The organism is Actibacterium sp. D185-2, assembly GCF_054954595.1.
Genome location: NZ_JBPWNX010000003.1, coordinates 58,512 through 82,474, shown reverse-complemented (window position 1 = coordinate 82,474; position 23,963 = coordinate 58,512). Strand labels below are relative to the sequence as shown.

At 64.7% G+C, this 23,963-nt stretch carries 17 protein-coding genes and 1 pseudogene; 10 read left to right on the top strand and 8 right to left on the bottom strand.

The window, feature by feature from the left end; all coding sequences use genetic code 11:
• Positions 1–50: 50 nt before the first annotated feature.
• The 4 genes from hemE (at position 51) to ACSR1C_RS07055 (ending at position 4,926) form a co-directional block, all read left to right on the top strand.
• A complete protein-coding gene (gene hemE / locus ACSR1C_RS07070) occupies positions 51–1,082 on the top strand; it encodes a uroporphyrinogen decarboxylase (RefSeq protein WP_460258874.1) in 1,032 nt (343 codons plus the stop codon).
• A 101-nt stretch (positions 1,083–1,183) separates the two neighbouring features.
• A complete protein-coding gene (locus ACSR1C_RS07065; protein WP_460258875.1) occupies positions 1,184–1,453 on the top strand; it encodes a GlsB/YeaQ/YmgE family stress response membrane protein in 270 nt (89 codons plus the stop codon).
• A gap of 581 nt (positions 1,454–2,034) precedes the next feature.
• Positions 2,035–4,020, top strand: coding sequence for an ATP-binding protein (locus ACSR1C_RS07060; protein ID WP_460258876.1), 1,986 nt, complete (start codon positions 2,035–2,037; stop codon positions 4,018–4,020).
• A gap of 90 nt (positions 4,021–4,110) precedes the next feature.
• Positions 4,111–4,926 (top strand): metallophosphoesterase, encoded by an 816-nt coding sequence (locus ACSR1C_RS07055; protein ID WP_460258877.1) that lies wholly within the window; start codon positions 4,111–4,113, stop codon positions 4,924–4,926.
• 3 nt (positions 4,927–4,929) lie between these two features.
• Here ACSR1C_RS07055 and ACSR1C_RS07050 read toward each other — a convergent pair.
• The 7 genes and pseudogenes from ACSR1C_RS07050 to ACSR1C_RS07020 all read right to left on the bottom strand — a co-directional run bounded on the left by ACSR1C_RS07050 (position 4,930) and on the right by ACSR1C_RS07020 (position 15,434).
• A pseudogene (locus ACSR1C_RS07050) lies at positions 4,930–8,137 on the bottom strand (efflux RND transporter permease subunit).
• Positions 8,130–9,101, bottom strand: a complete 972-nt coding sequence (locus ACSR1C_RS07045) for an efflux RND transporter periplasmic adaptor subunit (protein ID WP_460258878.1) — start codon at positions 9,099–9,101, stop codon at positions 8,130–8,132. The pseudogene ACSR1C_RS07050 and the gene ACSR1C_RS07045 overlap by 8 nt, the downstream one beginning before the upstream one ends.
• A gap of 142 nt (positions 9,102–9,243) precedes the next feature.
• Positions 9,244–10,008 (bottom strand): FadR/GntR family transcriptional regulator, encoded by a 765-nt coding sequence (locus ACSR1C_RS07040; protein WP_460258954.1) that lies wholly within the window; start codon positions 10,006–10,008, stop codon positions 9,244–9,246.
• The gene (locus ACSR1C_RS07035; RefSeq protein ID WP_460258879.1) at positions 9,989–10,948 is read right to left on the bottom strand and encodes an ABC transporter ATP-binding protein; all 960 of its coding nucleotides are present in this window, start codon (positions 10,946–10,948) and stop codon (positions 9,989–9,991) included. The genes ACSR1C_RS07040 and ACSR1C_RS07035 overlap by 20 nt, the downstream gene beginning before the upstream one ends.
• Positions 10,945–12,813, bottom strand: a complete 1,869-nt coding sequence (locus ACSR1C_RS07030; protein ID WP_460258880.1) for a dipeptide/oligopeptide/nickel ABC transporter permease/ATP-binding protein — start codon at positions 12,811–12,813, stop codon at positions 10,945–10,947. Before ACSR1C_RS07030 ends, ACSR1C_RS07035 begins: the two co-directional genes overlap by 4 nt.
• The gene (locus ACSR1C_RS07025; RefSeq protein ID WP_460258881.1) at positions 12,810–13,757 is read right to left on the bottom strand and encodes an ABC transporter permease; all 948 of its coding nucleotides are present in this window, start codon (positions 13,755–13,757) and stop codon (positions 12,810–12,812) included. The genes ACSR1C_RS07030 and ACSR1C_RS07025 overlap by 4 nt, the downstream gene beginning before the upstream one ends.
• Positions 13,758–13,856: 99 nt before the next feature.
• A complete protein-coding gene (locus ACSR1C_RS07020) occupies positions 13,857–15,434 on the bottom strand; it encodes an ABC transporter substrate-binding protein (protein WP_460258882.1) in 1,578 nt (525 codons plus the stop codon).
• A gap of 121 nt (positions 15,435–15,555) precedes the next feature.
• Here ACSR1C_RS07020 and ACSR1C_RS07015 point away from each other — a divergent pair, with 121 nt between their 5' ends.
• From ACSR1C_RS07015 to ACSR1C_RS07000, 4 genes are all read left to right on the top strand, one after another.
• On the top strand, positions 15,556–16,218 hold the full coding sequence (locus tag ACSR1C_RS07015) for a DUF1028 domain-containing protein (protein ID WP_460258883.1): 663 nt from the start codon (positions 15,556–15,558) through the stop codon (positions 16,216–16,218).
• A 53-nt stretch (positions 16,219–16,271) separates the two neighbouring features.
• Entirely contained in the window at positions 16,272–16,610 is a 339-nt protein-coding gene (locus ACSR1C_RS07010; protein WP_460258884.1) for a hypothetical protein, read from the top strand.
• Between the two features lie 74 nt (positions 16,611–16,684).
• On the top strand, positions 16,685–17,698 hold the full coding sequence (gene deoC, locus ACSR1C_RS07005; protein WP_460258885.1) for a deoxyribose-phosphate aldolase: 1,014 nt from the start codon (positions 16,685–16,687) through the stop codon (positions 17,696–17,698).
• A gap of 4 nt (positions 17,699–17,702) precedes the next feature.
• On the top strand, positions 17,703–20,063 hold the full coding sequence (locus ACSR1C_RS07000; RefSeq protein WP_460258886.1) for an aldehyde dehydrogenase family protein: 2,361 nt from the start codon (positions 17,703–17,705) through the stop codon (positions 20,061–20,063).
• Between the two features lie 131 nt (positions 20,064–20,194).
• On the opposite strand, the gene ACSR1C_RS06995 is transcribed toward ACSR1C_RS07000, so the two are convergent.
• Positions 20,195–21,481: an acetylornithine deacetylase/succinyl-diaminopimelate desuccinylase family protein gene (locus tag ACSR1C_RS06995; RefSeq protein WP_460258887.1), complete on the bottom strand. Its 1,287-nt coding sequence runs from the start codon at positions 21,479–21,481 to the stop codon at positions 20,195–20,197.
• Positions 21,482–21,612: 131 nt separating this feature from the next.
• Between ACSR1C_RS06995 and ACSR1C_RS06990 the strand changes: the two genes are divergently transcribed.
• Together ACSR1C_RS06990 and ACSR1C_RS06985 are read left to right on the top strand one after the other, a co-directional pair.
• Complete coding sequence (locus tag ACSR1C_RS06990; protein ID WP_460258888.1) at positions 21,613–22,689, top strand: hypothetical protein; 1,077 nt, start codon at positions 21,613–21,615, stop codon at positions 22,687–22,689.
• A gap of 21 nt (positions 22,690–22,710) precedes the next feature.
• On the top strand, positions 22,711–23,844 hold the full coding sequence (locus ACSR1C_RS06985; protein ID WP_460258889.1) for a hypothetical protein: 1,134 nt from the start codon (positions 22,711–22,713) through the stop codon (positions 23,842–23,844).
• Positions 23,845–23,963: the final 119 nt, after the last annotated feature.

Sequence of the window (23,963 nt, the reverse complement as noted above, 5' to 3'; positions counted from 1 at the left end):
TGAGCGCGCAGGCGGGGGACGACCGCGGGCACCAATAAACGGGGAAGACGATGGCGGAAACCAAAAAACTGATGCGCGCGCTGGCTGGGGAAACGCAGGCGGTGCCGCCGGTCTGGATGATGCGGCAGGCGGGGCGCTATCTGCCCGAGTATCGCGCCACCCGGGCGCAGGCCGGGGATTTCCTGTCGCTGTGCTACAATCCCGAGCTGGCGGCCGAGGTCACGCTGCAGCCGATCCGCCGCTACGGCTTCGACGCCGCGATCCTGTTTGCTGATATCCTGCTGGTGCCGCAGGCCCTTGGCGCCGATCTGTGGTTCGTCACCGGCGAGGGGCCGCGCCTGTCCACCATCACCAGCGCCGCCGATCTGGCCGCGCTGAAGCCGGTCGAGGGCATCCACGAAACCCTGTCGCCGATCTATGAAACCCTGCGCATCCTGACCGGCGCGCTGCCGCCCGAGACCGCGCTGATCGGCTTTGCCGGCGCGCCCTGGACCGTGGCCACCTATATGATCGCCGGGCGCGGCACCCCCGATCAGGGCCCCGCGCATAAACTGATGCAAGAGGACCGCGCCACGTTCGAGGGGCTGCTGGCGCGGATCACGGCGGCGACCATCGAGTATCTGTCCGCCCAGATCACAGCCGGGGCCGAGGTGGTCAAGCTGTTCGACAGCTGGGCCGGGTCGCTGAAAGGCGATGCCTTTCACCGCTATGCGCTGGAACCGGCAAAGGAAATCATCGCCGCGCTGAAGGCCCGCCACCCCGGCATTCCGGTCATCGCCTTCCCGCGCGAGGCGGGCGAGAATTACATCGGGTTCGCCCGCGCGACCGGGGCTGATTGCGTGGCGCTGGACAATTCAGTTTCGGCGGACTGGGCGGCCGAGCATGTGCAGGTGGATGGCTGCGTACAGGGCAATCTGGCGCCCGGCCACATGGTGACCGGCGGCCCGGCGCTGGTCGCCGAAACCAAGCGGATCGTGCGGGCGTTTTCCGGGGAGCCGCATATCTTCAACCTCGGTCACGGGATCACGCCGGATGCGGATCCCGACAATGTGCATGTGATGCTGGAGGCGATCCGGGGCTGACCCCGGTCTGCAAATTCGAAAAACGGCTTGCAGAACACTGGCACACCTCTAGCATCGGGGCGGCGGCAGCGGGCCGGAATATCAACCCTTCGGAGGTCATCATGGGTGTCGAGAGCATGGGTATCGAAAGCGTCATAGCAATGCTGTTCGTCGGCGCGATTGCCGGCTGGCTGGCCGGGCTGATCGTCAAGGGCTATGGCTTTGGCCTGCTGGGCAACATCGCCATCGGCATCGTCGGCGCGGTCGTCGCAGGGTTCCTGTTCCCCCGGATCGGACTGAAACTGGAGGGCGGGATTTTCGACGCGATCGTGCATTCCACAATCGGGGCGGTGATCCTGCTGGTGCTGATCAAGCTGGTGAAGAAGGTCTGAGAAGGGCGTCAGCCCCCCGGGCGCGCGCGTGACCACGGGCGGATGAATTCCGCAATGCTGCGGTGCGTACCGCCCTGACCAGCGGGCTGAAAGGCCGAGTTGATTTCGCACAGATCGTGGGAAACACGCAGACAGGCTGAGATAGCGATCTTCGAATACATACACGGAAGATCGGGCGCTCTCGACCGGTGCCGTGATATCCTGGCCGGTGCCGGGATCAAGGCGGTCCTCCGACCCAAAGGCAACCGCCGCTTCCCGGCTGAATTCGATCATGCCATTTGCAAATGGCGACAGTGGCCAAATGGACCGTGCCGGTACAGGCGTTTTCCTGTCGTGGCGCCGCGTCGAATACCAAATAGTTCCCAAACAGACAGTTTTTCGTGCATTCGCACAACCTCAGGGGTAAGCTGATCTTCAACGTAACGCGGAGACGATCCGCAAAGGCGCTGTCGTTTTTACCAGTTACCCTGAAACAACCACGGTATATCTTCACTTTGGGACATACGTCTGAGCATAGCACAGCAGCCAGACCGCCTCGGAAGGGTCTGCAATATCTGCTGTTCCTGATCCTTGCGATTGTGGTGTGTTTCACTGCCGCTATCATCTTTCGCCTGAACACCAATCAGTTTGTCGCCCAGTCGCGCGTTTCACTGACCGAAAAAACCAACACCCTGCGCGCCAAGATCGAAGGCGAGGTGGTCAACAAATCCCTTCTGGCCCGCGGATTGGCCGCATCGATCGCCGCAGATCCGCAAATTTCCGAAAAACGCTTTGCCGCTCTTGCGGAACGGCTGGCCGGGGACGATCCGACAATCCTGAACGTTGCGGCGGCACCCGACCTCGTTGTGCAGTTCGTCTACCCGTATGAAGCGAACATAGGCGTTCTGGGCCTGGACTACCGCAGCAATCCGGGCCAGCTTCGTGGGGTGCAGAACGCGGTTCTGGCCGGGACGACGATCCTGACGGGCCCTATCGACCTAGTGCAGGGCGGCAAGGGGTTCATCAGCAGAACACCGATCTACGCGTCGGTCGATGGGTCCGATCAGGACGAATTCTGGGGGATCGTCTCCATCGTGTTCGGGCTGGAAGAATTCCTGAAAAATACCGGCGTATATGACGCACAGCAAATCATGGATGTCGCGATCCGGCGCATTGACCAGTGGGGTATTCCGCGCAACACGATCTTCGGCGATCCGCAAATCTTCGAAAGCAACCCGGTATTGGCCGAGATTCAGTTGCCCTATGGCGCGTGGGAGCTGGCAACCGGGCCGAAGGGCGGGGTGCCCGAAAAACCCGACAACATCATAGAGTTGGGCATTCTGCTTTTGGTGTCCGGCGGTTTCATCATGTTTCTTGCCGTTTACGGCGCCCACGTTCTGGAAGAGCGGCGCCGCGCCGAAGAACGGCTGACCAGCGCGATCGAGGCGATCGACGACGGTTTCGCAATCTACGACGCCGACGATAACTTCGTAACCAGCAACAAGACCTACAGAGAACTTTACAGTCTTTCGACCGATCTCTTCGAACCGAACAACAGCTTCGAATACATTATCCGCGAAGGCGTCCGGCGCGGGCAGTATCCCGATGCCGTCGGCCACGAACAGGAATGGATCGAGAATCGCCTCGCCACGCATCGTGCAGGCGATTCGGTCAATATCCAGAAACTGGCCGATGGCACATGGCTGAAAGTATCCGAGCGCAAGATGCGCGACGGCAGCACCGTCGGATTCCGCGTCGATATCACCGAGTTGAAGCAGGCCCAGGAAGCCGCCGAAGAGGCCAGCAGGGCCAAGTCCGAATTCGTGAATGTCCTGAGCCACGAACTCCGGACCCCGCTGACGATCATTCTGGGCTATGCCCGTTTGCTGGCTGGGATGGAGGCCTTGCCCTCGGCCAAGGCACTGCGGGCCGAACTGTCTGCGCACCACCTTGAAGACAGCGAAATCACCACCCGTGTGAACGAGTTGATCACGGATCTGACCGGCCTGTCGCGGAAAATGACCATGTCAGGCGATCATCTTCTGACGCTCATCAACGACATGCTGGATTTTTCCAAGATCGAAGCCCAGAAAATGGATCTGGATCTGGAACCGGTCGAGGTAGAGGGGTTCGTGTCCGCGACGCTTGAACAGTTCGCCGAAGCCGCCGCGGACAAGGGTCTCGAACTGCAGCTTGGGCCATGCGACGGCACCGCGCTGGCCGATCCCACCCGGCTGCGCCAGATTCTGACTAATATCATCGGCAATGCGATCAAGTTCACCGATAGCGGCCATATCCGCGTCTGGGCAGAGGAGAGGGGCGGCTTCATCCATATGCATGTCGCGGATACCGGCTGCGGGATTCCGAGCGAAAAGCACGGCACGGTGTTCGAGGATTTCCGTCAGGTCGACAGTAGTTCGACCCGCAAGGCCGGGGGAACCGGGCTGGGCCTGGCAATCACCAAGCGGCTTGTGGAACTGCATGGCGGTAAGGTGTCGCTGAACAGCGAGATGGGCAAGGGCACGCAGTTCACGTTCACGATCCCCGCCGCCGTCGCGGCAGAGCAGGCCATGGTCAGCCACGCCTGATCCCGGTGCCTGTGATCCGGGCATTGCGCCCTTGGCGGGCCCGACCCGGTTGCGTACCATGCAGGCGACTCGGCCACACGGGGGATCGGTATGCTGAAATTTCTTGTTCTGTCCGATCTGCATCTCGTGCCCGAAGGCAGGCTGAGCCATGGCATGGATACCGCCGCCCGGCTGGATCAGGCGATCACGCATATCGCGGCCCGCCATAGCGATGCGGCGTTCTGCATCTTCGCCGGCGATCTGGCCGACCATGGCGAACGCGGCGCCTATGACCGGCTGGCGGCGATGCTGACCGGATTCCCCCTGCCCTGTTACATGACACTTGGCAATCACGATGACCGCACCGCGTTTCTGGATGTATTCGGCACGGATCTGGCCACGCCCACCGGATTTCTGGACTGCGTGGTGGACGCCGGGGACTACCGCATCCTCATCCTCGACACCTTGCTGGACGGCGCGACCGAGGGCGCACTGGCCGACAGCCAGCATGACTGGCTGGCCGCGCAACTGGCCGATGCGGCGGAACGCCCGGTGATCGTGGTGCTGCACCACGCCATCGCCGATCTGGGTGTGCCCACCGATTTCATCAACCTGACCGACAAGCCACGCCTTGCCGCGGCCCTGACCGCGCATGGCGACGTGCGGATGGTGATTTCGGGCCATGTGCACATGTCCACGGCGGGCAGCTATCGCGGCATCCCCTTCACCACGATCGCCGGCAGCCACTACAACATCTTCCCACAGTTGCACGGGCCCCTCGACAGTATTCCGCGGCTCGAAGGGCCGGGGCAGATGGGCGTGGTGCTGGCCGGCCCGGACGGGGTGGTGGTGCATCACGAAAACTTCTTCGACCGCCACCCGCAGCAACCGCCCGAACGCTTTGCCTGGAACCGCGCGGCGGACTGACGTTCAGGTCTTGAACAGCCGATAGATCGCCGGAATCACCAGCACCGTCAGCGCGGTCGAAGACGCCAGCCCGAACAGCAGCGAAATCGCCAGCCCCTGAAAGATCGGGTCGGTCAGGATCACCCCTGCCCCGATCATCGCCGCGATCGCGGTCAGCAGGATCGGCTTGAACCGCGTGGCGCCGGCCTCGATCAGGATGTCCACGGTCACCTTGCCCTCGGGGTCCGCGTGGCGAATGAAATCCACCAGCAGGATCGAATTGCGCACGATGATCCCCGCCAACGCGATGAAGCCGATCATCGACGTGGCCGAGAACGGCGCGTGAAACAGCCAGTGGCCCAGCATGATTCCGAGAAAGGTCAGCGGCACCGGCGTCAGGATCACCAGCGGCAGGCGGAACGACCCGAACTGCGCCACCACCAGAATATAAATCCCGATCAGCGCCACGCCGAAGGCCGCGCCCATGTCGCGGAAGGTGACCCAGGTCACCTCCCATTCGCCATCCCACAGCAGCGTTACCTGCGCCTCGCTCATGGGTTGGCCATGCAGGCTGATTTCGGGCTTGGGCAGATCGCCCCAATCCATCGCGTCCAACCGTTCCTGCACCGCGATCATGCCGTAAAGCGGGGCCTCGAATTCCCCGGCCAGCTCGGCCGTGACCATTTCGGCATAGCGGCCGTTATGGCGAAAGATCGGGAACGAGGCGCGCTCTGCGCGCAAGGTGACCACATCGCCCAATTCGACCACGCCGTGCCCGCCCGGCAGGGCATTGGCCGGCACCGGCGTGGCCAGCGCGCGTTCGTCCATCACCCGGTCGGCGCGATCGCGCGCCACCACGATCGGGATCGGCGCGCGCCCCATCGCCGCGATGCGAATAGCCCACCGTGGTTTCGCCGTTCAGCAATTGCAGCGTTTGCAGCGCGTCGGCCTCCTGCACCAGATAGAAGTCCAGATCGCCGGGGCTGAGCTGTGCGCGCAGGCGCCGGGGCTGGGTGCCGAAACTGTCATCGACATCGACGATGAAGGGCACCTCTTCGAACACCTGCCGCACCCGTGTCGCCACCGCGCGCCGCGTGTCCGGGTCGGGGCCATAGATTTCGGCCAGAAGGGTGGAAATGACCGGCGGGCCGGGGGGCGGTTCGATCACTTTCACCCGCGTGCCCGGCGGCAAATCCAGATCGGCCAGCATCCCGCGCAGCACCAGCGCGATCTGGTGGCTGGCACGCTCGCGATCGCCCTTGGGGGTCAGGTTCAGCTGCACTTCGCCCAGTTCGGGCGTCTGGCGCTGAAAGTAATGCCGCACCAGCCCGTTGAAGTTGAACGCCGCCGCCGTGCCGGCATGGGTCTGGGCCGATACGACCTCGGGCAGTTGCAGGGCGATGCGGGCGGCGTCCTGCGCCACGGCATCGGTCGCCTCGACCGACGCGCCTTCGGGCAGGTCGATCATGATCGCCAGTTCCGACTTGTTGTCGAAGGGCAGCAGCTTGACCGTCACATGCTTGGTATAAAGCGCGCCAAGCGACCCGAACGAGGCCACGACCACCGCCAGCAGGAACAGCCCGCTGATGGATTTGCGCCGCAAAACCGGGCGCGCGACGGCGGCATAGAACCGGCCCAGCCGGCCGCCGGGCATCGCGGAGTCGTCGTGGTGCGCCGGGGCGCGGCCCGCGACCTTCAGCATCAGCCAGGGTGTGATGATCACCGCCACGAAGAAGGAAAAGATCATCGCGGCCGAGGCATTGGCCGGAATCGGACTCATGTAGGGGCCCATCATGCCCGACACGAACAGCATCGGCAGCAGTGCCACCACCACGGTCAGCGTGGCGACGATGGTCGGGTTCCCGACCTCGGCCACGGCCTCGACCGCGGCGGTCAGGCGTGGTTTGGCCGCGTCCATGGCCCAGTGGCGCGCGATATTCTCGATCACCACGATGGCGTCGTCCACCAGAATGCCGATGGAGAAGATCAGCGCGAACAGCGACACCCGGTTCAGCGTATAGCCCATGACATAGGCCGCAAACAGCGTCAGCAGGATCGTCACCGGGATCACCACCGCCACCACGACCGCCTCGCGCCAGCCGATGGTCAGCAGCACCAGCGCCACGATGGAAACGGTCGCCAAACCCAGATGGAACAGCAGCTCGTTGGCCTTTTCATTGGCGGTTTCGCCGTAATCGCGGGTCACCTCGACATGGATGCTGTCGGGGATCAGACCGCCCTCCAGCGCGTGCACCCGGTGCAGGATCTGCTCGGCCACCAGAACGGCGTTCGACCCGGCCCGCTTGGCCAGGGCCAGGGTCACAGCGGGGGCGCGGTGAATATGGCCCTGATCGTCGCGGTGCAGGCTGGCCACGTGCCGCTCGTCCAGATCGGACACGAACGCCACCTCGGCCAGATCGCGGACATAGACGGTGCGCCCGTCGCGGGTGGTGATTTCCAGATTGCCGATCTCTTCGGGGGTTTTCAGCGTGCCGCCCAGCACCAGCCCGATCTGCTGGCCCGCATCGCGCACCATTCCGGCGGGGGCGGCGAAATTCGCGCCTTCGACCTTGCCGGCCAGCGCCTGCAGCGTCACCCCGTACAGCGCCAGCTTTTCGGGGTCGGGGGCGATGCGCAGCGCCTGTTCGGTCCCGCCTACCAGATAGGTCAGGCCGACATCGTCAATCTTGACCAGCTCGACCTCGACCTCGCGCGCGATGCGGGTCAGATCGGCCGCCGACACGCCCACCTGCCCCGGCGCGGGCGAAAACGTCAGCGCGACGATGGCCACGTCGTTGATCCCGCGCCCGACCACCAAAGGTTCGGGAATGCCGGTGGGGATCCGGTCCAGGTTCGACAGGATCTTGTCACGCACCCGCAGGATGGCGGTGTCCGAGGACAGGCCGACCGTAAATCGCGCGGTCACCATCACCCGGTCATCGGCGGTCGAGGAATAGACATGCTCCACATCGTCGATGCCACGCACGATGGTTTCCAGCGGCTCGGTGATCAGCTTGACCGCATCCTCGGCCCGCAGCCCGGCGGCCTCGACATGGATATCCACCAGCGGGACAGAGATTTGCGGCTCTTCCTCGCGCGGCAGCGCCATCAGTGCGATCAGCCCTACCGCAAGTGCGGCCAACAGAAACAGTGGCGTCAGCGGCGACGCGATGAAGCCCCGCGTCAACCGCCCGGCGATGCCCAACGGGCCAGCGTTCGGTGCGTCACGCATCGGGCGTCACCACCATGTCGCCCGCGCGCAGACCGCTGAGGATTTCGACCCAAAGCTGGCCGTCGCGCATCACGTCGCGGCCCGGCACGACGGTGCGCCGCACCGCGCCCGCATCGGTCTGCACCGTAACGAAATCCAGCCCGTCCAGCCGGGCCACGGCACCGCTGGGCACCAGCAGCGCGTCATGCGCGCCCACCGGCAGGCGCACCGGCACCCGGCGCCCGATAAAGCGGTCGTCCAGGCCCGCCACCTCGACATCGGCCAGCACGCGGCCGCCCTCGATCAGCGGATAAACCTTGACCAAGGTGCCGGTCCCGCCATCGCCGTCGGTGCCGATGGCGATCGCATCCCCCACCACCAGCCGTTCGGCATGCCGCTCCGGCAGCGCCAGCCGCAGGAACACGCCGCCGCCGCCGATCTGCGCCACCTGATCGCCCGGCGTGATCACCGACCCGCGCGCCACCGGCACGTTCAGCACGACACCGCTGACCGGCGACAGCACAGCACCCTCGGCCACCTGCTGTTGCACCCCCAGGCGGTCCGCCTGCGCGCTTTTGATCTGGTTTTGCAGGACATCCACCGCGGTGCGCAGCTGATCGAGGTTCTGAACGGTGATCACGCCACGCTCGCGCAGCGATTCCCCCCGGGTCAGATCGGTCTGCGCCGTGGCAAGCTGGGTTTGCAGCGCGCCCAGCTGCGCGTCGATCGCATCCAGCCGGAAGGCCAGCTTGTCATCCTCGGCCAACGCGATACGCGCGCCCGCTTCGATCCTGTCGCCCTCGGCCACGTCCAGCACCATCAGGGTGCCGCCGATCCGGGCGCGGGCGGGGACCAGATCGCGCGGCTCCACCTCGCCGTAGACCGCTTTCCAGTCGGTCACGGGGGTCGGCTGCAACTCGATCACCTCGGCATGGGCGGCGATGCCGGCCAGAAAGGCGGCGATGGGAAGAACGGTTTTCAGCATCTGTGACCTCCTCCGGGTCCGGGACTTGCCCTTGGGTCAGATCATGCGGCGGGATCCCTGTGTCAGACAAGCCAAACCCGCACGCACGCATCGCGCGCTTATATATTCAATAGTGGGAATGTGTCTAGCCGGCTGAAACCGCTCAGGGCGCCGCGCGCATGAAGCGGCGCAGAACCTCGGCCTGTTGCTGCGTCATCAGCGATTGGGCGGTGTCCATATGCGCGGTCATGATCGCCCGCGCCGCCGCCGCATCCCCCCGGCCCAGTGCTGCCAGCAGATCCTTCTGAAAACCGATCCCCTTGGCCCAAAGTTCGTGATTGGGGGGATCGTACAGGCGGCGATAGACCGTCAGATCGCTAAGGGTCGTGGCAATGAAGCCGATCAAAAATCCCAGCAGGGGATTTTCCGACATCTCGGCCAGCAATGCGTGAAACCCAAGCGACGCGATATGCTGTTCGCGCTCTTCCTCGGGCGAGGTGGCCGGTTCGGCATAGGCCGTCATCGTCGCTTCTAGCCGCGCCAGATCATCGGCGGACAGCTTGCCGGCCAGCGACGCCGCCATTTCAGGCTCCAGCACCCGGCGCAACTGATAAATGTCGGCGATGGTCAGATTGCGAAAGTAGAAATAATTCGACAACAGCGCCTGTGCCCGCTCGACCGACATCTCATGCAGGAATGTGCCGCCGCCGGGGCCGGTGCGGGTGCGCACCAACCCCTGCGCCTCCAGGATGCGGGTGGCTTCGCGGATCGTGCCCTTGGACATGCCGAAGCGTTCGATCAGTTCGGCCTCGCCGGGCAGGCGGTCGCCGCTTTGCAGCCCCTCCTCCATCACCCAGGCCTTGATTGCCTCGGCCACCTGAACGGGGCGGCTTTGGCGTGGGCCGGGCTCAGACGTCAAGCGGGTGATGACAGGCGGCAAACTGGTCTTCTCCCTGTTGGGTCAGCGCGGGCGTTTCGCGCCGGCACAGATCGGTGACACGCGGGCACCGCGCGGCAAAGGCGCAACCCGGCGGCGGGTTCAGCGGGTCGGGCAATTCGGTTTCCCGGCCCTCGGGTGCGCTCAGCGGGCGGCCCACCACCGGGGCCGACCCCGCCAGCAGTTGGGTATAGGGATGTTTGGGCGCGTTGAAAATACGCTCGGCCCGGCCAAGTTCGACCACCGATCCGAAATACAGCACCGCGATCCGGTCGCTGACCGCCTCGACCACGGCCAGATCGTGGCTGATGAACAGATAGGTCAGACCAAGCTGCGCCTTCAGATCAGCCAGCAGGTTCAGCACCTGTGCCTGCACCGACACATCCAACGCCGACACCGGTTCGTCCAAAATCAGGATACGCGCATTCGCGGCCAGGGCGCGGGCAATGCCGATACGCTGTGCCTGCCCGCCGGAAAACTCATGCGGATAGCGGGTCAGAAACTCTTCACGCAGGTTCACGGCGGCGAAGATTTCACTGATACGTGCCGCCCGCGCGGCCCGGTCCATGCCGTGCAGCCGCCTCAGCGGCACTTCGACGATCTGGCGGATGGTCTTGCGCGGGTTCAGCGACGAAATCGGATCCTGAAACACATACTGGATGCGCCTGCCAAAGGCCGCCGGGTCGGTCGTATCCAGCGCGGCCCCCTCGATCTCGATCGACCCGGTCGAGGGCGGAATCAGCCCCACCAGCATCCGCGCCAGGGTGGACTTGCCGCAGCCGGATTCGCCGACAATGCCCAGCGTCTCGCCGGTTTGCACCACCAGATCGACCGGCCGCACCGCGCGCACCAGCGCCTTTGGCTTGCCAAACAGCGGCTTGCCCGCCGGAAACGACTTGGACAGGTTGGTCAGTTTCAGCGCGATGCTCATGACAGCGCCTCCTCGGGAAACAGGCAGCGCACGGCGCGGGGACCGGTGCCGTGCAACGCGATCTCGCCCAGGCGGCAGGCATCCTGCGCCTTGTCGCAGCGCGGCGCAAAGGCGCAGCCCGTCGGCAGCATGTCCATCGCCGGCGGCAGGCCGGGGATCGACGCCAGCCGGCGGCGGCCCTGCCCCAGCTCGGGCACACAGGCGATCAGGCGTCGGGTATAGGGATGCGCGGGCGCGGCCAGCACCGCCGCTGTTGGCCCCTGTTCGACGATCCGGCCCGCATACATCACCGCCACCCGGTCGCACAGCTGTCCCACCACCCCGAAGTCATGGGTGATGAAGATGATCGCCAGCCCCCGTTCACGCCGCAGATCGTCCAGCAGCGACAGGATTTGCGCCTGCACGGTCACGTCCAGCGCGGTGGTGGGCTCGTCCGCGATGATCACGTCGGGGTCATTGGCCAGCGCCATGGCGATGCCGACCCGTTGCCGCATCCCGCCGGACATCTCATGCGGATAGGATTTCGCGCGGCTTTCGGCGTTGGGGATCCGGACGGCGGCCAACAGCGCCACCGCCCGTGCCCAGGCCTCTCGCTTCGGGACCGGGTGATGCACCCGGATCGCCTCGGCCAGTTGATCGCCGACGCGGTACAGGGGGTGCAGCGTGGCCAGCGGATCCTGAAAGATATAAGCGATGCGGTCGCCGCGCAGATGCCGCAGGCGTTCATAAGGCGCGCCGATCAGATCCGCACCCCGGTAATCCGCCACACCGCCGGTGATCACGCCGGGGGGTGACGCGACCAGCCCCATGATCGACAACGCGGTGACGGATTTACCCGACCCGCTTTCGCCGATCACGCCCAGACATTCGCCCGGCGCCACGCTCAGGCTGACCTTGTTCACCGCGCGGTAAATGCGCTGCCCGATATGAAACTGCGTCTCCAGCCCGGTCAGGTTCAGAATGCCGTCGCCTTCGGCCTGCGGAACCTGTGCGCGCCGCACCGTGGTGGCGGGCATCGGCCGGGTCAACGCGCCCGAGCGCAGCCGCGGATCCAGCGCATCGCGCACCCCGTCGCCCAGCAGGTTGATCCCCATGACGATCAGCAGGATCATCGCCCCCGGCACGACCGAGGTATGCGGCGACGCGATCAGCGCCGACCGCGCCTCGCCCAGCATCGACCCCAGATCGGCCTGCGGCGGCTGGCTGCCCAGACCAAGAAAGGACAGACCGGCAGTTTCCAGAATCATCCAGCCAATGGTGGTGGACATGGCAATCACGATCACCGGCAGGACATTGGGCAGGATTTCAGACCAGATGATGCGCCAGTGCCCCATCCCCGCCAGCCGTGCCGCATCGACGAATTCCTTGTTGGCGATGCCCACGGTGATGCCGCGGATGTTGCGCGCAAAAAACGGTACATTCACCGCCGCCACCGCGATCAGCGCATTCATCAACCCGGGGCCCAGTGCCGCAACAATCGCCAGCGCCAGCAGGATATACGGAAACGCCATCAGCACATCGACGCCGCGCATGATGATATTGTCGGTGCGCCCGCCGAAATAGCCGGCAATCACCCCGATCGCAGCCCCGATCGTCGCCGCGATGATCGCCGCCGACACCCCCACCGCCAGCGACAGCCGCGTGCCCCACAGCAGCCGCGACAGCAGATCGCGGCCCAGATGGTCGGTGCCCAGCAGATGCCCCTCGGACAGGGGCGCAAGAAAGCGGTGGCCAAGATCGGTCACATTGGGCGGCTGCATCGGCAATACCGGCGCCAGCAATGCCAGCATCCCGACGATCAGCAGCAGCACACCGCCCAAAGCGGCCAGCCGATTGCGCAGCAGCAGGACGAAAAACGCCTTCATGTCCTGATCCTCGGGTCCAGCAGGCTCTGCGCCACATCGACCGCGATATTGAACAACACATAACAGGTGGCAACGAAAACCACGCCGCCCTGCACCAGCAGGATATCGCGTTTCAGGATCGCGTCGACCAGCATCCGCCCCACGCCCGGCCACTGGAAGACCATCTCGATATAAACCGCACCCGACAGCACGAACCCGGCCTGAATACCCAGAACCGGGATGATGCCGACCATCGCCGCGCGCAGCGCATGCCCCCAGATCACGCGACGTTCCGGCACGCCCTTGGCCCGCGCGGTGCGGATGAAATCCTGGCGCAACACCTCCAGCATGGCCGACCGCGACAGCCGCGCGATCACGCCGGTGGCCACCACCGCCAGCGCGCTGGCCGGCATGATCAGATGGCGGATCAGGTCCGGCAGGTCGCCGCCGCCATAGATCGCATACATGCCCGACACCGGCAGCCATTTCAGCCGCACCGCGAAGATCAGGATCATCATCATGCCCAAAAAGAAGGACGGCACCGAAATACCCAGCAGCACCGCCAGTGTGATCGCCTTGTCGGCCCAGCCATATTGCCGCGCCGCCGACACCACCCCGGCCAGAATGCCCAGAAACGCACATAGAACAAAGGCCGTTCCGGCCAGAACCAGCGTGGCGCTGAACCTGTCCAGCACCTCGTCGATCACCGGGCGGTTCAACGCAAAGGAGCGTCCGAAATCGCCCTGCATCATATTGCCCAGCCAGATGAAATAGCGCAGCACCGCCGGCTTATCGAGGCCCAGATCGCGGTTCAGCTTTTCCACATTCTCGGGCGTGGCATAGCTGCCCAGAATGGCGGTGGCCGGATCACCCGGGATCAGCGCCATGATCGCGAACACGATCACCGTGATCCCCAGCAAAACCGGAATCGCGGAAATCAGCCGTTTCAGGATATAGCCGCCCATGCCGCCCCTTCTTCTCGGTGAAAATACTCCCGCCGGAGGCACTCAAAGTGCCGCGCAGCGGCGGATCGGGCCGGGCATCGCCCGGCCCGAAACCCGGGATCAGTTCTTGACCACGTCTTTCAGCAGCAAGAAGAACGAGGGCTCCAGCGCGAACCCGTCCACCTTGTCGCTGGTCACCGCGTTCTGCTTCCAGTTGGCGACGAACACCCAAGGCGCATCCTCCTGCACGATCTGCTGCATTTCCTTATACAGCTTCGCACGCTCGTGCTGATCGGTGGACACCCGCGCCGCGTCCAGCAAGGTGTCCACCTTCGGGTTGGAATAATAGCCCGAATTGAACCCGCCCTTGTCGGGCCAGGCCTCGGTCCGCAGCGCCAGATAGGGCAGCGTATCGGGGTCGTTGGTCATCCAGGCCATTTCGGCCATGTCGGCCTTGCCTTCCAGACCGGGGTTCACCTGTCCCAGGAACGTGTTCCACTCATAGGTTTCGATCTTCACCTTCAGCCCCACGGCCTCCAGATCGGCCTGAATCGCGGTGCCCATGGCAATCGGGTCCAGCATGCCCGAGCCACCCTCGGTCACATAGAACGTCAGCTCGGCCCCTTCGGCGCCCGCCTCGGCCAGCAGCGCCTTGGCTTTTTCGGGATCATACGGATAGGGTGCCAGCGCCTCGTTATAGGCCCAGGCAAAGGCTGGCGGCGTCGGCCCGGCGGCGACGGCGGCGGTGCCCTCCAGAACATCGTTCACCAACGCGGTCTTGTTGATCGCGTAATTGGCGGCCTGGCGCACGCGCTTGTCGGCAAAGGGGCCTTCCTTGGCATTCAGGATCAGGAACCAGACATGCGGACCGGCCTGTTCGACCACGCTGAACACATCGCCCTGAAACTGCGACAGTGCCACCGGGGGCACCTCGACCATCAGGTCGATGCCACCGGCCAGCATTTCGGCGGTGCGGGTGTTGGCGTCGGTAATCGGGCGAAAGACCACGGCCTGAAGCGACGGCGCGCCGTCCCAGTACCCGGCGTTCGCCTCGACGACCACCGCCTCGTTGCTGCGCCATTCGGCAAATTTGAACGGGCCGGTGCCCGACGGGTTACGCCCGAAATCCGCGCCATGTTGCGCCACGGCGGTGGGCGAGACGATCAGCCCGGTCGGATAGGCCAGGTTCGACAGGAACGGCGCATAGGGTGCGCCAAGCTTGAACCTGACGGTCAGCGGGTCCAGCACCGTGACCTCCTCGACCGCCGAAAAGAAGAAAGCCAGCGGGAACGGCCCGGTGCTGTGATAGGGGTGATCCTCTTTCAGCATCCGGTCGAAATTGAACTTCACCGCCTCGGCGTCGAAGGCGGACCCGTCATGGAAGGTCACGCCGTCGCGCAGGGCAAAGGTGTATTCGGTGCCGTCCGCGCTGATCGTCCAGCTTGTGGCCAGCGCCGGTTCCACCTCTAGCGTACCGGATTTGTAGCGCACCAGCCCGTCATAGACATTCATCAGAATGCGGAAATCGTTGACGGCCGTGACGGCGGCGGGGTCCAGCGCCTTGGGTTCGGCGATCTGGCCCACGACCAGCACGCCGGGCGGGGTCTGCGCGGCGGCGGGGTGGGCCATACTCAGCGCCAGTGCGGCCCCGGCGGCGGCCCCCAGCACAGACCGGCGGGTCCATTGCATCAGTTTCATGGTCAAACCTCTCTGTTGGACGGATTATGTTTTTGTGAGTCCCGGAAAAATTATCATGATAAATTGGCTCGGTCGAATTTTTCATGATAAATGGGATGCAAACCCCGACCCGGAAGGTGAAATGACCTACTCAATCCTCGCAATTGATCAAGAAACAGGCAGATTGGGCGGCGCGGCCGCCACCGGCAGCCTGTGTGTGGGCGGCTGGGTGCTGCGCGGCGACGCGCGCGCGGGTATGTCCGCCTCGCAGGGCACGTCGCCCTCGACCCTGTGGGGCGAGGCGGTGCTGGAGCGGATGCAGCGCGGGCACAGCGCGCCGGAGGCGGTCGCGGCCACGGTGCGTCCCGATACCGGCCGCGACTTCCGCCAACTTGCCGCCCTGGACCCGGCCGGGGGCACCGCCGCCTTTACCGGCGCGCAAAGCCTGCCCGCCTGCGGCGAACACCGGGCGCCAGGGGTAATCGTGACCGGCAATATGCTGACATCAGCGTCGGTGCTGGATGCGGTACTGGCGGGCTATCTGTCGGCCAGCGGCGATTTCGCCGAACGCCTGTTATGCGCGCTTGACGCAGGCGAGGCCGCCGGCTCGGACAGCCGCGGCCTGCTGTCGGCGGCGCTGCTGATCGTCGGCACCGACATCGCGCCGCTGACCCTGCGCATTGATCACAGCGAAACCCCGCTGACACAACTGCGCGCCCTTCTTGGGCAGGTCCGCAAAGATCCCTATTGCGGCTGGCTGGACTGGGTTCCCACACTCGACGCGCCGCACCGCAGCGGTGTATAGCTGCCGGGTAAGCCAGCCTTTTCGCTGGACGTTGCCAAAGTGCCTTGTTGTTTATGCCCGATTCCATTTCCGACCAGCTGACCAGATTCGCGCTTGAAACCATGCTGGCCTCTTCGGATGGCTGGCGCCGGGTGGTACGCGACATGACCTGCGAATCCCCGCAGGCCAGCCCACTGGAACTGATCTTCGCGCTGGTGTCCGCGGCCTCGACGATCGAGGGGTTCTTTACCCCCGGCAGCCCCTCGCGCCCCGCCGCGGATCGCGCCATGCGGCTGGCCGCCCTGATCGGCACCGATCTTTACGCAATGGAGGCGCTGGCCCTGCCCCGCACCACCGCCGCCGATCTGCGGGCCTATTGGTACACGCATGACGATTACTTCCTGATGCTCTGACGCGGCGGCCCCGCTTGCCAATCCCGCCCCCCCGTGCCAGTTTCACACCGCAACGGAGGGGAGGCCCGATACCCGTGCAGACCGATCAGACAACATCCCAGGACATCCCGGCAGATTCCGGTGCCGCGTCGCTGCCACAGGTCAGCCATGGACGTAATCCCGGTATGGCCCTGGACATGGACTGGGTCAAAAGCGTTCAGGCCAATACCTCGGCGATCGAACGCCGCACCGCCAGCCTGCCCGGCCGCCGATCGGTCAAGAAGGACTATCAGGCCGCCTGGCTGCTGAAGGCGGTCACGCTGATCGACCTCACCACCCTAGCCGGCGACGACACCCCCGGCCGCGTGCGGCGTCTGTGCGCCAAGGCGCGTCAGCCGGTGCGCGCCGACATTCTGGACGCGCTTGGCATGGACGGGATCCATACCGGCGCGGTCTGCGTCTATCACGACATGGTCGAAACCGCCGTCGCAGCACTTCGGGGCACCGACATACCGGTCGCCGCGGTTTCCACCGGCTTTCCCGCCGGCCTGTCGCCGTTCCACCTGCGGGTGCAGGAAATCCACGAAAGCGTGAAGGCCGGCGCCGCCGAGATCGACATCGTGATTTCACGCCGCCACGTCCTGACCGGCAACTGGCAGGCGCTGTATGACGAAATGCGTATTTTCCGCGAAGCCTGCGGCGCGGCCCATATCAAGGCCATTCTGGCCACAGGCGAGTTGGGCACCCTGCGCAACGTCGCCCGCGCCAGCCTGGTCTGCATGATGGCGGGCGCCGATTTCATCAAGACCTCGACCGGGAAAGAGGCCGTCAACGCCACCCTGCCGGTCAGCCTGGTGATGATGCGCGCGATCCGCGACTATCACAGCCGCACCGGCCACCGGGTGGGCTATAAACCCGCCGGGGGAATTTCCAGGGCCAAGGACGCGCTGGTCTATCTGGCGCTGCTGAAAGACGAGTTGGGCACCCGCTGGCTTCAGCCCGATCTGTTCCGCTTTGGCGCCTCGTCCCTGCTGGGCGATATCGAGCGCCAGTTGGAGCATCATGTGACTGGCCGATACTCGGCCGCCTACCGCCATCCGATGGGATAACGCCATGACCGTTTCCGAAATCTTCGACAGCATGGACTACGGCCCCGCCCCCGAAAGTGCCGCCGAGGCGCTGGCCTGGCTGGTGGATGGCGGCGATCGCTTCGGCCATTTCATCGACGGTAAATTCACCGCACCCGGCGACGGATTCGAAAGCAAAAACCCCGCAACCGGCGAGGTGCTGGCCACCCTGACACAAGCCACCCGGGCCGATATAGACGCCGCCGTTGACGCGGCCCGCCGCGCGCAGGCCAAATGGGGCAAGCTGCCCGGCCATGCCCGTGCCAAATATCTCTATGCCCTTGCCCGTCTGATCCAGAAACACGCGCGCCTGTTTGCCGTGCTGGAAACCCTGGACAACGGCAAACCGATCCGCGAAAGCCGCGATATCGACGTGCCGCTGGTGCACCGTCACTTCTATTACCACGCGGGACTGGCCCAGTTGATGGACAGTGAACTGCCCGATCAGGCCCCGCTGGGTGTCTGCGGTCAGATCATCCCGTGGAACTTTCCGCTGCTGATGCTGGCGTGGAAGGTGGCCCCGGCGCTGGCCGCGGGCAATACGGTGGTGCTGAAACCGGCCGAATACACCTCGCTCACCGCGCTTCTGTTCGCCGATATCTGCCGCGAGGCTGGCCTGCCCAAGGGCGTGGTCAATATCGTTACCGGCGACGGCGCCGTGGGCGAGATGATCGTGGCCCATCCCGGCATCGACAAGATCGCCTTCACCGGCTCGACCGAGGTCGGCCGCAAAATCCGCGAAGCCACGGCAGGCAGCGGCAAGGCCCTGACGCTGGAGCTGGGCGGCAAGTCGCCCTATATCGTGTTCGAGGATGCCGATCTCGACAGCGCGGTCGAAGGGCTGGTCGATGCGATCTGGTTCAATCAGGGTCAGGTCTGCTGCGCGGGTTCGCGCCTTTTGGTGCAGGAAGGCATCGCCGAGCGGTTCTATGACAAGCTCAAGGCCCGGATGGACGGGCTTCGCATCGGTGATCCGCTGGACAAATGCATCGACGTGGGCGCGCTGGTCGATCCGGTGCAGTTGGACACGGTCACCCGTCTGGTCAACGAAGGCGGGGCCGAGGGCGAGGTCTATCAGGCCAGATGCGCCCTGCCCGAACAGGGCTGTTTCTATCCGCCGACGCTGATCACCGGCCTGTCGCCCGCCGCCCGGCTGATGCAGGAGGAAATCTTCGGCCCCGTCCTTGTCGGCTGCACCTTCCGCACCCCGGCCGAAGCGGTGGAGTTGGCCAACAACACCCGCTACGGGCTGGCCGCGTCAGTCTGGACCGAAAACGTGAACCTCGCCCTCGATATCGCACCGAAACTGGTGGCGGGCGTGATCTGGGTGAATGCCACCAACCTGTTCGACGCCGCCGCCGGCTTTGGCGGGATGCGTGAAAGCGGGTTCGGCCGCGAAGGCGGCTGGGAAGGCATCCACGCCTATCTCAAACCCGCCCATGCCACCAGGCCCCTGAAACAGATCGCCCCCGAAGCCCGCCCCGAGGAGCCAGAGGTCGCCGATCCGCTCGACCGTACTGCCAAGCTTTATGTCGGCGGCAAACAGAGCCGCCCCGACAGCGGCTATTCGCGCGTCGTCCACAGCCCGCGCGGCCGGCTTCTGGGCCATATCGGCCTGGGCAGCGGCAAGGATATCCGCAACGCGGTCGAGGCCGCCCACAGCGCCAAAAGCTGGGCCAGGACCACCGGCCATCTGCGTGCGCAGATCCTTTATTACATCGCCGAAAACCTGTCGGCCCGCGACGGTGAATTCACCGAACGGCTACGCGGCCTGACCGGCCAGCACGAAAAAACTGCACGGGCCGAGGTGGACGCGGCCATCGCGCGCCTGTTCACCTACGCCGCCTGGGCCGACAAATACGACGGCGCGGTACATTCGGTGCCGATCCGCGGCGTGGCGCTGGCGATGAACAGCCCCGTGGGCGTGATCGGCGCGCTGTGCCCCGACGAGGCGCCGCTGCTCGGGCTCATATCCCTCATGGCGCCCGCCATCGCCATGGGCAATACCTGCGTGCTGGTCCCGTCCGAGCCCTACCCGCTGGCCGCCACCGATTTCTATCAGGTCCTCGATACCTCCGATCTGCCCGGCGGCGTGGTCAATATCGTCACCGGCAGCCACGCCACCCTGGCCCCCGCGCTGGCGGGCCACATGGATGTGGATGCGGTCTGGTGCTTTTCATCGTCGGACCTGTCCGGCGCGGTCGAACGCGCCGCCGCCGGCAACCTGAAACGCACCTGGGTCAACAATGCCCGCGCCCGCGACTGGCTGGCGCCCGAAGGCGAAGGCCGCGACTTCCTGCGCGCCGCCACCGAGGTGAAAAACATCTGGGTCCCCTATGGCGAATAGAACCGCAGACTTCTTTTTCGTGCAAATATCCCCGCCGGAGGCATGAAATCTCCGACGCGCCCGCCGCTTTTCAGCCCTCTCAGGCTTCATCGCCCCCCGCGAAGAGGACCGTCAGGCCGGATGAACAGCCCCTAACGCAGCAATAATTCCGCCAGGGTCAGCGCCATCACCTTGGCGCTGTCCGCCATGTCGTCGATGCCGACCCATTCATCGGGCTGATGCGCCAAATCCAGTATGCCGGGGCCGTAAGCGATGCAATTCTTCAGCCGGCCGATCCGGTCGATATGTTTCTGGTCATAGGTGCCGGGCGACACCACGAAATCGGGCGCCTTCGCCAGCACCTTTTCGATCGCCTGCGCCACGGTCTTGACCACCGGCGCGTCCCGATCGGTCATCGTGGGCTGCACTTCGAACAAATCGCGGATCTCATACTCAAAGCTCGGGCGCCGCGCCTTCACACGCTCCATCATCGCGCGCACCTCGCGCTTGACCTCGGCCAGATCCTCTTCGATCAGAAAGCGGCGGTCCAGCACGATGCGGCAGCGGTCAGGCACACAGGGCGCTGGCAGACCGGTATAATCGGGCTCCTGCTCCGCCTCGCCGCCATGGATGGAATTGATGTTCAGCGTCGATTGCTTCGCGCCCTCGGGCACCACCGGCATGGCCGTGCGCTTGGTGGCCAGCAGCGGGAACAGCGTGGCCTCCATCTCGTCCAGAACCGCCCCCATGTGCCGCACCGCGCAATCGCCCAGAAACGGCATCGAACCATGGGCGATGCGGCCCTGGGTCTCGATTTCGGCCCACCAGACGCCGCGATGGCCCAGACAGATGCGATCCTTGTTCAACGGTTCGGGGATGATGACATGCTGCACGCGCTCGGGGCTGAAATACCCTTTTTCGGCCAGATAGGCGACACCGCCATAGCCACCCGATTCCTCATCCGCCGTGGCCGAGATTTCGATTGCGCCGGCGTAACCGGGGCAGGTTGCAATGAACGCCTCGGCCGCGACGATGCTTGCCGCCAGCCCACCTTTCATGTCGCAGGCCCCGCGTCCGTAAACGCGCCCGTCCCGCACCACACCACCGAAGGGATCGACGGTCCAGCCATGGCCGACCTCGACCACGTCGTGATGGCTGTTGAAATGCACACAGTCGCCCGGTTTCGCGCCTTCGTGCCGGGCAACGATATTCCAGCGCGGATGCTTGACGCTGTCTGCGGGCGCCCCCTCGGCGCGCACCAGTTCCACCGCAAAGCCCGATTTCGCCAGCCGCTCGGCCAGATAGCCGCAAATCTCGCGATAATTCAGGCCGGGCGGGTTCAGCGTGGGGATCCGGATCAGATCCTGACACAGCGCGATCAGGTCGTCGCGGCGGCTGTCGACCTGCTGGCACAATCGGGTTTCGGTGGCATCTTTCATCCCCTGACCCTAGCCCCCGCCCTTGGCCCGGGCAATCCGTCAATCGACCCGAAAATCGGATGACGCGGTGATGCAAATCGCGTTAACATTGCCCATATAAGTCTCAATTCAATCTCAGACGAGGGACACAGATGGCCGATTTCGACGCGCAAATCCGCGAATCCCAAGAGCAGGTGGCGCAGGCGCAGGCCAAGATCTCCGATCTGACCGGCCGCATTGAAACCGCCCGCTCCAAGCTGGCCGCCGGCGACGATATCGGCATCGACATCGAAAACGCCACGCTGGACGATGTGCATGCCCATACGGACGCGATGAACGCCAATATCGCCGAGCTGATCATGGGGCTTGATGACGTCACCGCCGCATTTTCGAAAGATTTCGACGCGATGCGAACCAAATCGGGCTGGGAAAGCTTTGTCGGCGTGTTTGCCCGCGGCAAATCCGAAGCGATGCGTCAGGAACGGCTGCGCAGCGCCTCGATCGACGACAAGCTGCAGGATCTGATCGGCAAGTCGGACGTGATCGTGCAATTGCTGCAAGGCCAGCTCGATATGCTCAACCAGCAAAAGGACAGGGTCGAGGTCAACCTGACCGAAACCCTGGACGAGCGCGAGGCGACAGTGGGCACACTGGAGCAGGTCCGCGCCGAGATTTCCGGCATGGATCCGCAGATCATCACGTTGGAGAACAAGATCAGCGTCGAACAGGACGCCGCCGCCCGCACACGGCTGGAAACCGAACTGGCCGGGCTGAACAGCCGCTATAACGAATTGGTGCAGGACGAGCAGGTCAAGCTGGCCAAGTCCCAGACGCTGGAGCGGTACATCGAAAAGGGCAAGACCTGGGTCGACAGCCTGCAAAATCAGGCCGCCACGCAGATGGTGCTGATCAACAAGCTGCAGACGGACACCAAGCAGCGTGTGGTGCTGTATGACGCGCTGACCAAATCGCTGAAAACCGCACAGCAGCAGGACGTGGCCCACCGGATCAACGAGATCGGCGTGCAGACCGACAAGGAAGCCCAGACCGCCATGGCCGCGATCGGCAGCGCCACCAACAGCCGCATGGCCGAGATGATGGAAGCGCACGAAGACCACATGGTCTTTGCCCGCAAGGTGCTGGAACAGAAGGCCAAGTCGGACGAACGCTTCGCCCGCCGGTTTCAGGCCATTGTCGAGAAGCACGACAAGAACCTTTATGGGGCCTGAGCCCCGCGAAAGGCGGATTGTGTGAGCGATATCAACCTGACCCGCGACCACGCCGCGTTGAAAGACACCTTCGCCGCGCGGCGCTATTTCGCCAAGTTCGATGGCATTATCCGGCATCTGGCCCGCGTCGCGCTGGAAATGGAGGCCGACGGCGCGCTGGACCGCACCGACATGGCGGTGCTGGGCCGCTATATCACCGGCATCGCCGGCACGTTCCGTGCGCTGTCGCTGAAATATCTGATGACCGGGCGCGATACCGGGCAATTCTTCGGCTCCTTGTCCTTCGACAGCCACGAAAGCGGCTTTCCGGTGTTTCGCGAGTTGCTGACCATGGCCAATGACGCAGCTCAGGCGCGGCGGCATCTGAACGAGTTGCCCACGCCGGGCGAGCTGAAGGACCAAATGATCCGCCAGATCATGGGCGAGCAGACGATCCCGACCCGGCTGCAATTCGCCCTGTCGCAGCGGCTGTATTATGAGGCACTTCAGGGCGGCGCGCTGTTCTGGGCGCAAAACGACCCCGAGGCGCTGTTCCTGTCGGACCTCGAAAACGGCAAGCGGCGCCGGTTCCTGCTGCATTGGGCGATCTATGACAGCCAGATCAACCTGCCCACGATCTATCTGATGGAACTCGAAGATACCGGCCGCCGCGCCCTGCCGCAGGATGAACGCCGCTGGCCCGAGGTGCAGACCCATCTGATGGCGCAATCGCTGGGCGCGCTGAAGCTGGTGACCATCGCCAAGGGGTTCGACACCGATTTCGGCGATCTGCACCCCAAACGGCTGCGCCGCATCCATGTCGGGCCGATGTATTCGTCGGCCTATACCCGCCAGTCCGGCCCGCTGCACGATGTGCTGGATCAGGCGAATGCGCCGCAGGGCGAAGACTGGGCGCTGGCCTGGACCCTGGAAGAACTGCAAAGCGCGCGCGTGACTTCGGAGCGCCAGGGCTGGTTCGGCACGGTAGAGCGCGAGGTTTTCGCGCTGGACCCGTTCACGGGGCGCGGGGTGGATACTGGCGCCACCCGGACCGAACGCAGCATCATCCTGCCCCAGCGTCCGTTTCAGGTACTGGCCGAGCGCAACCCGCCGGGCTTTCACGATGTGCGCAAATTCGTGGTCAGCCCGGGCGGGCGCGTGTTGAGCTACAGGTAGGGGGATGTCGATGTCTCTTCCCTCCGCGCGCCGCTTATCGGGCCTGTCAGCCCACTTCGCTGATCGGGGCGACACATGTTTCCATGCCTTCGGCGGGGATATTTTGGGAAAGAGGAAAG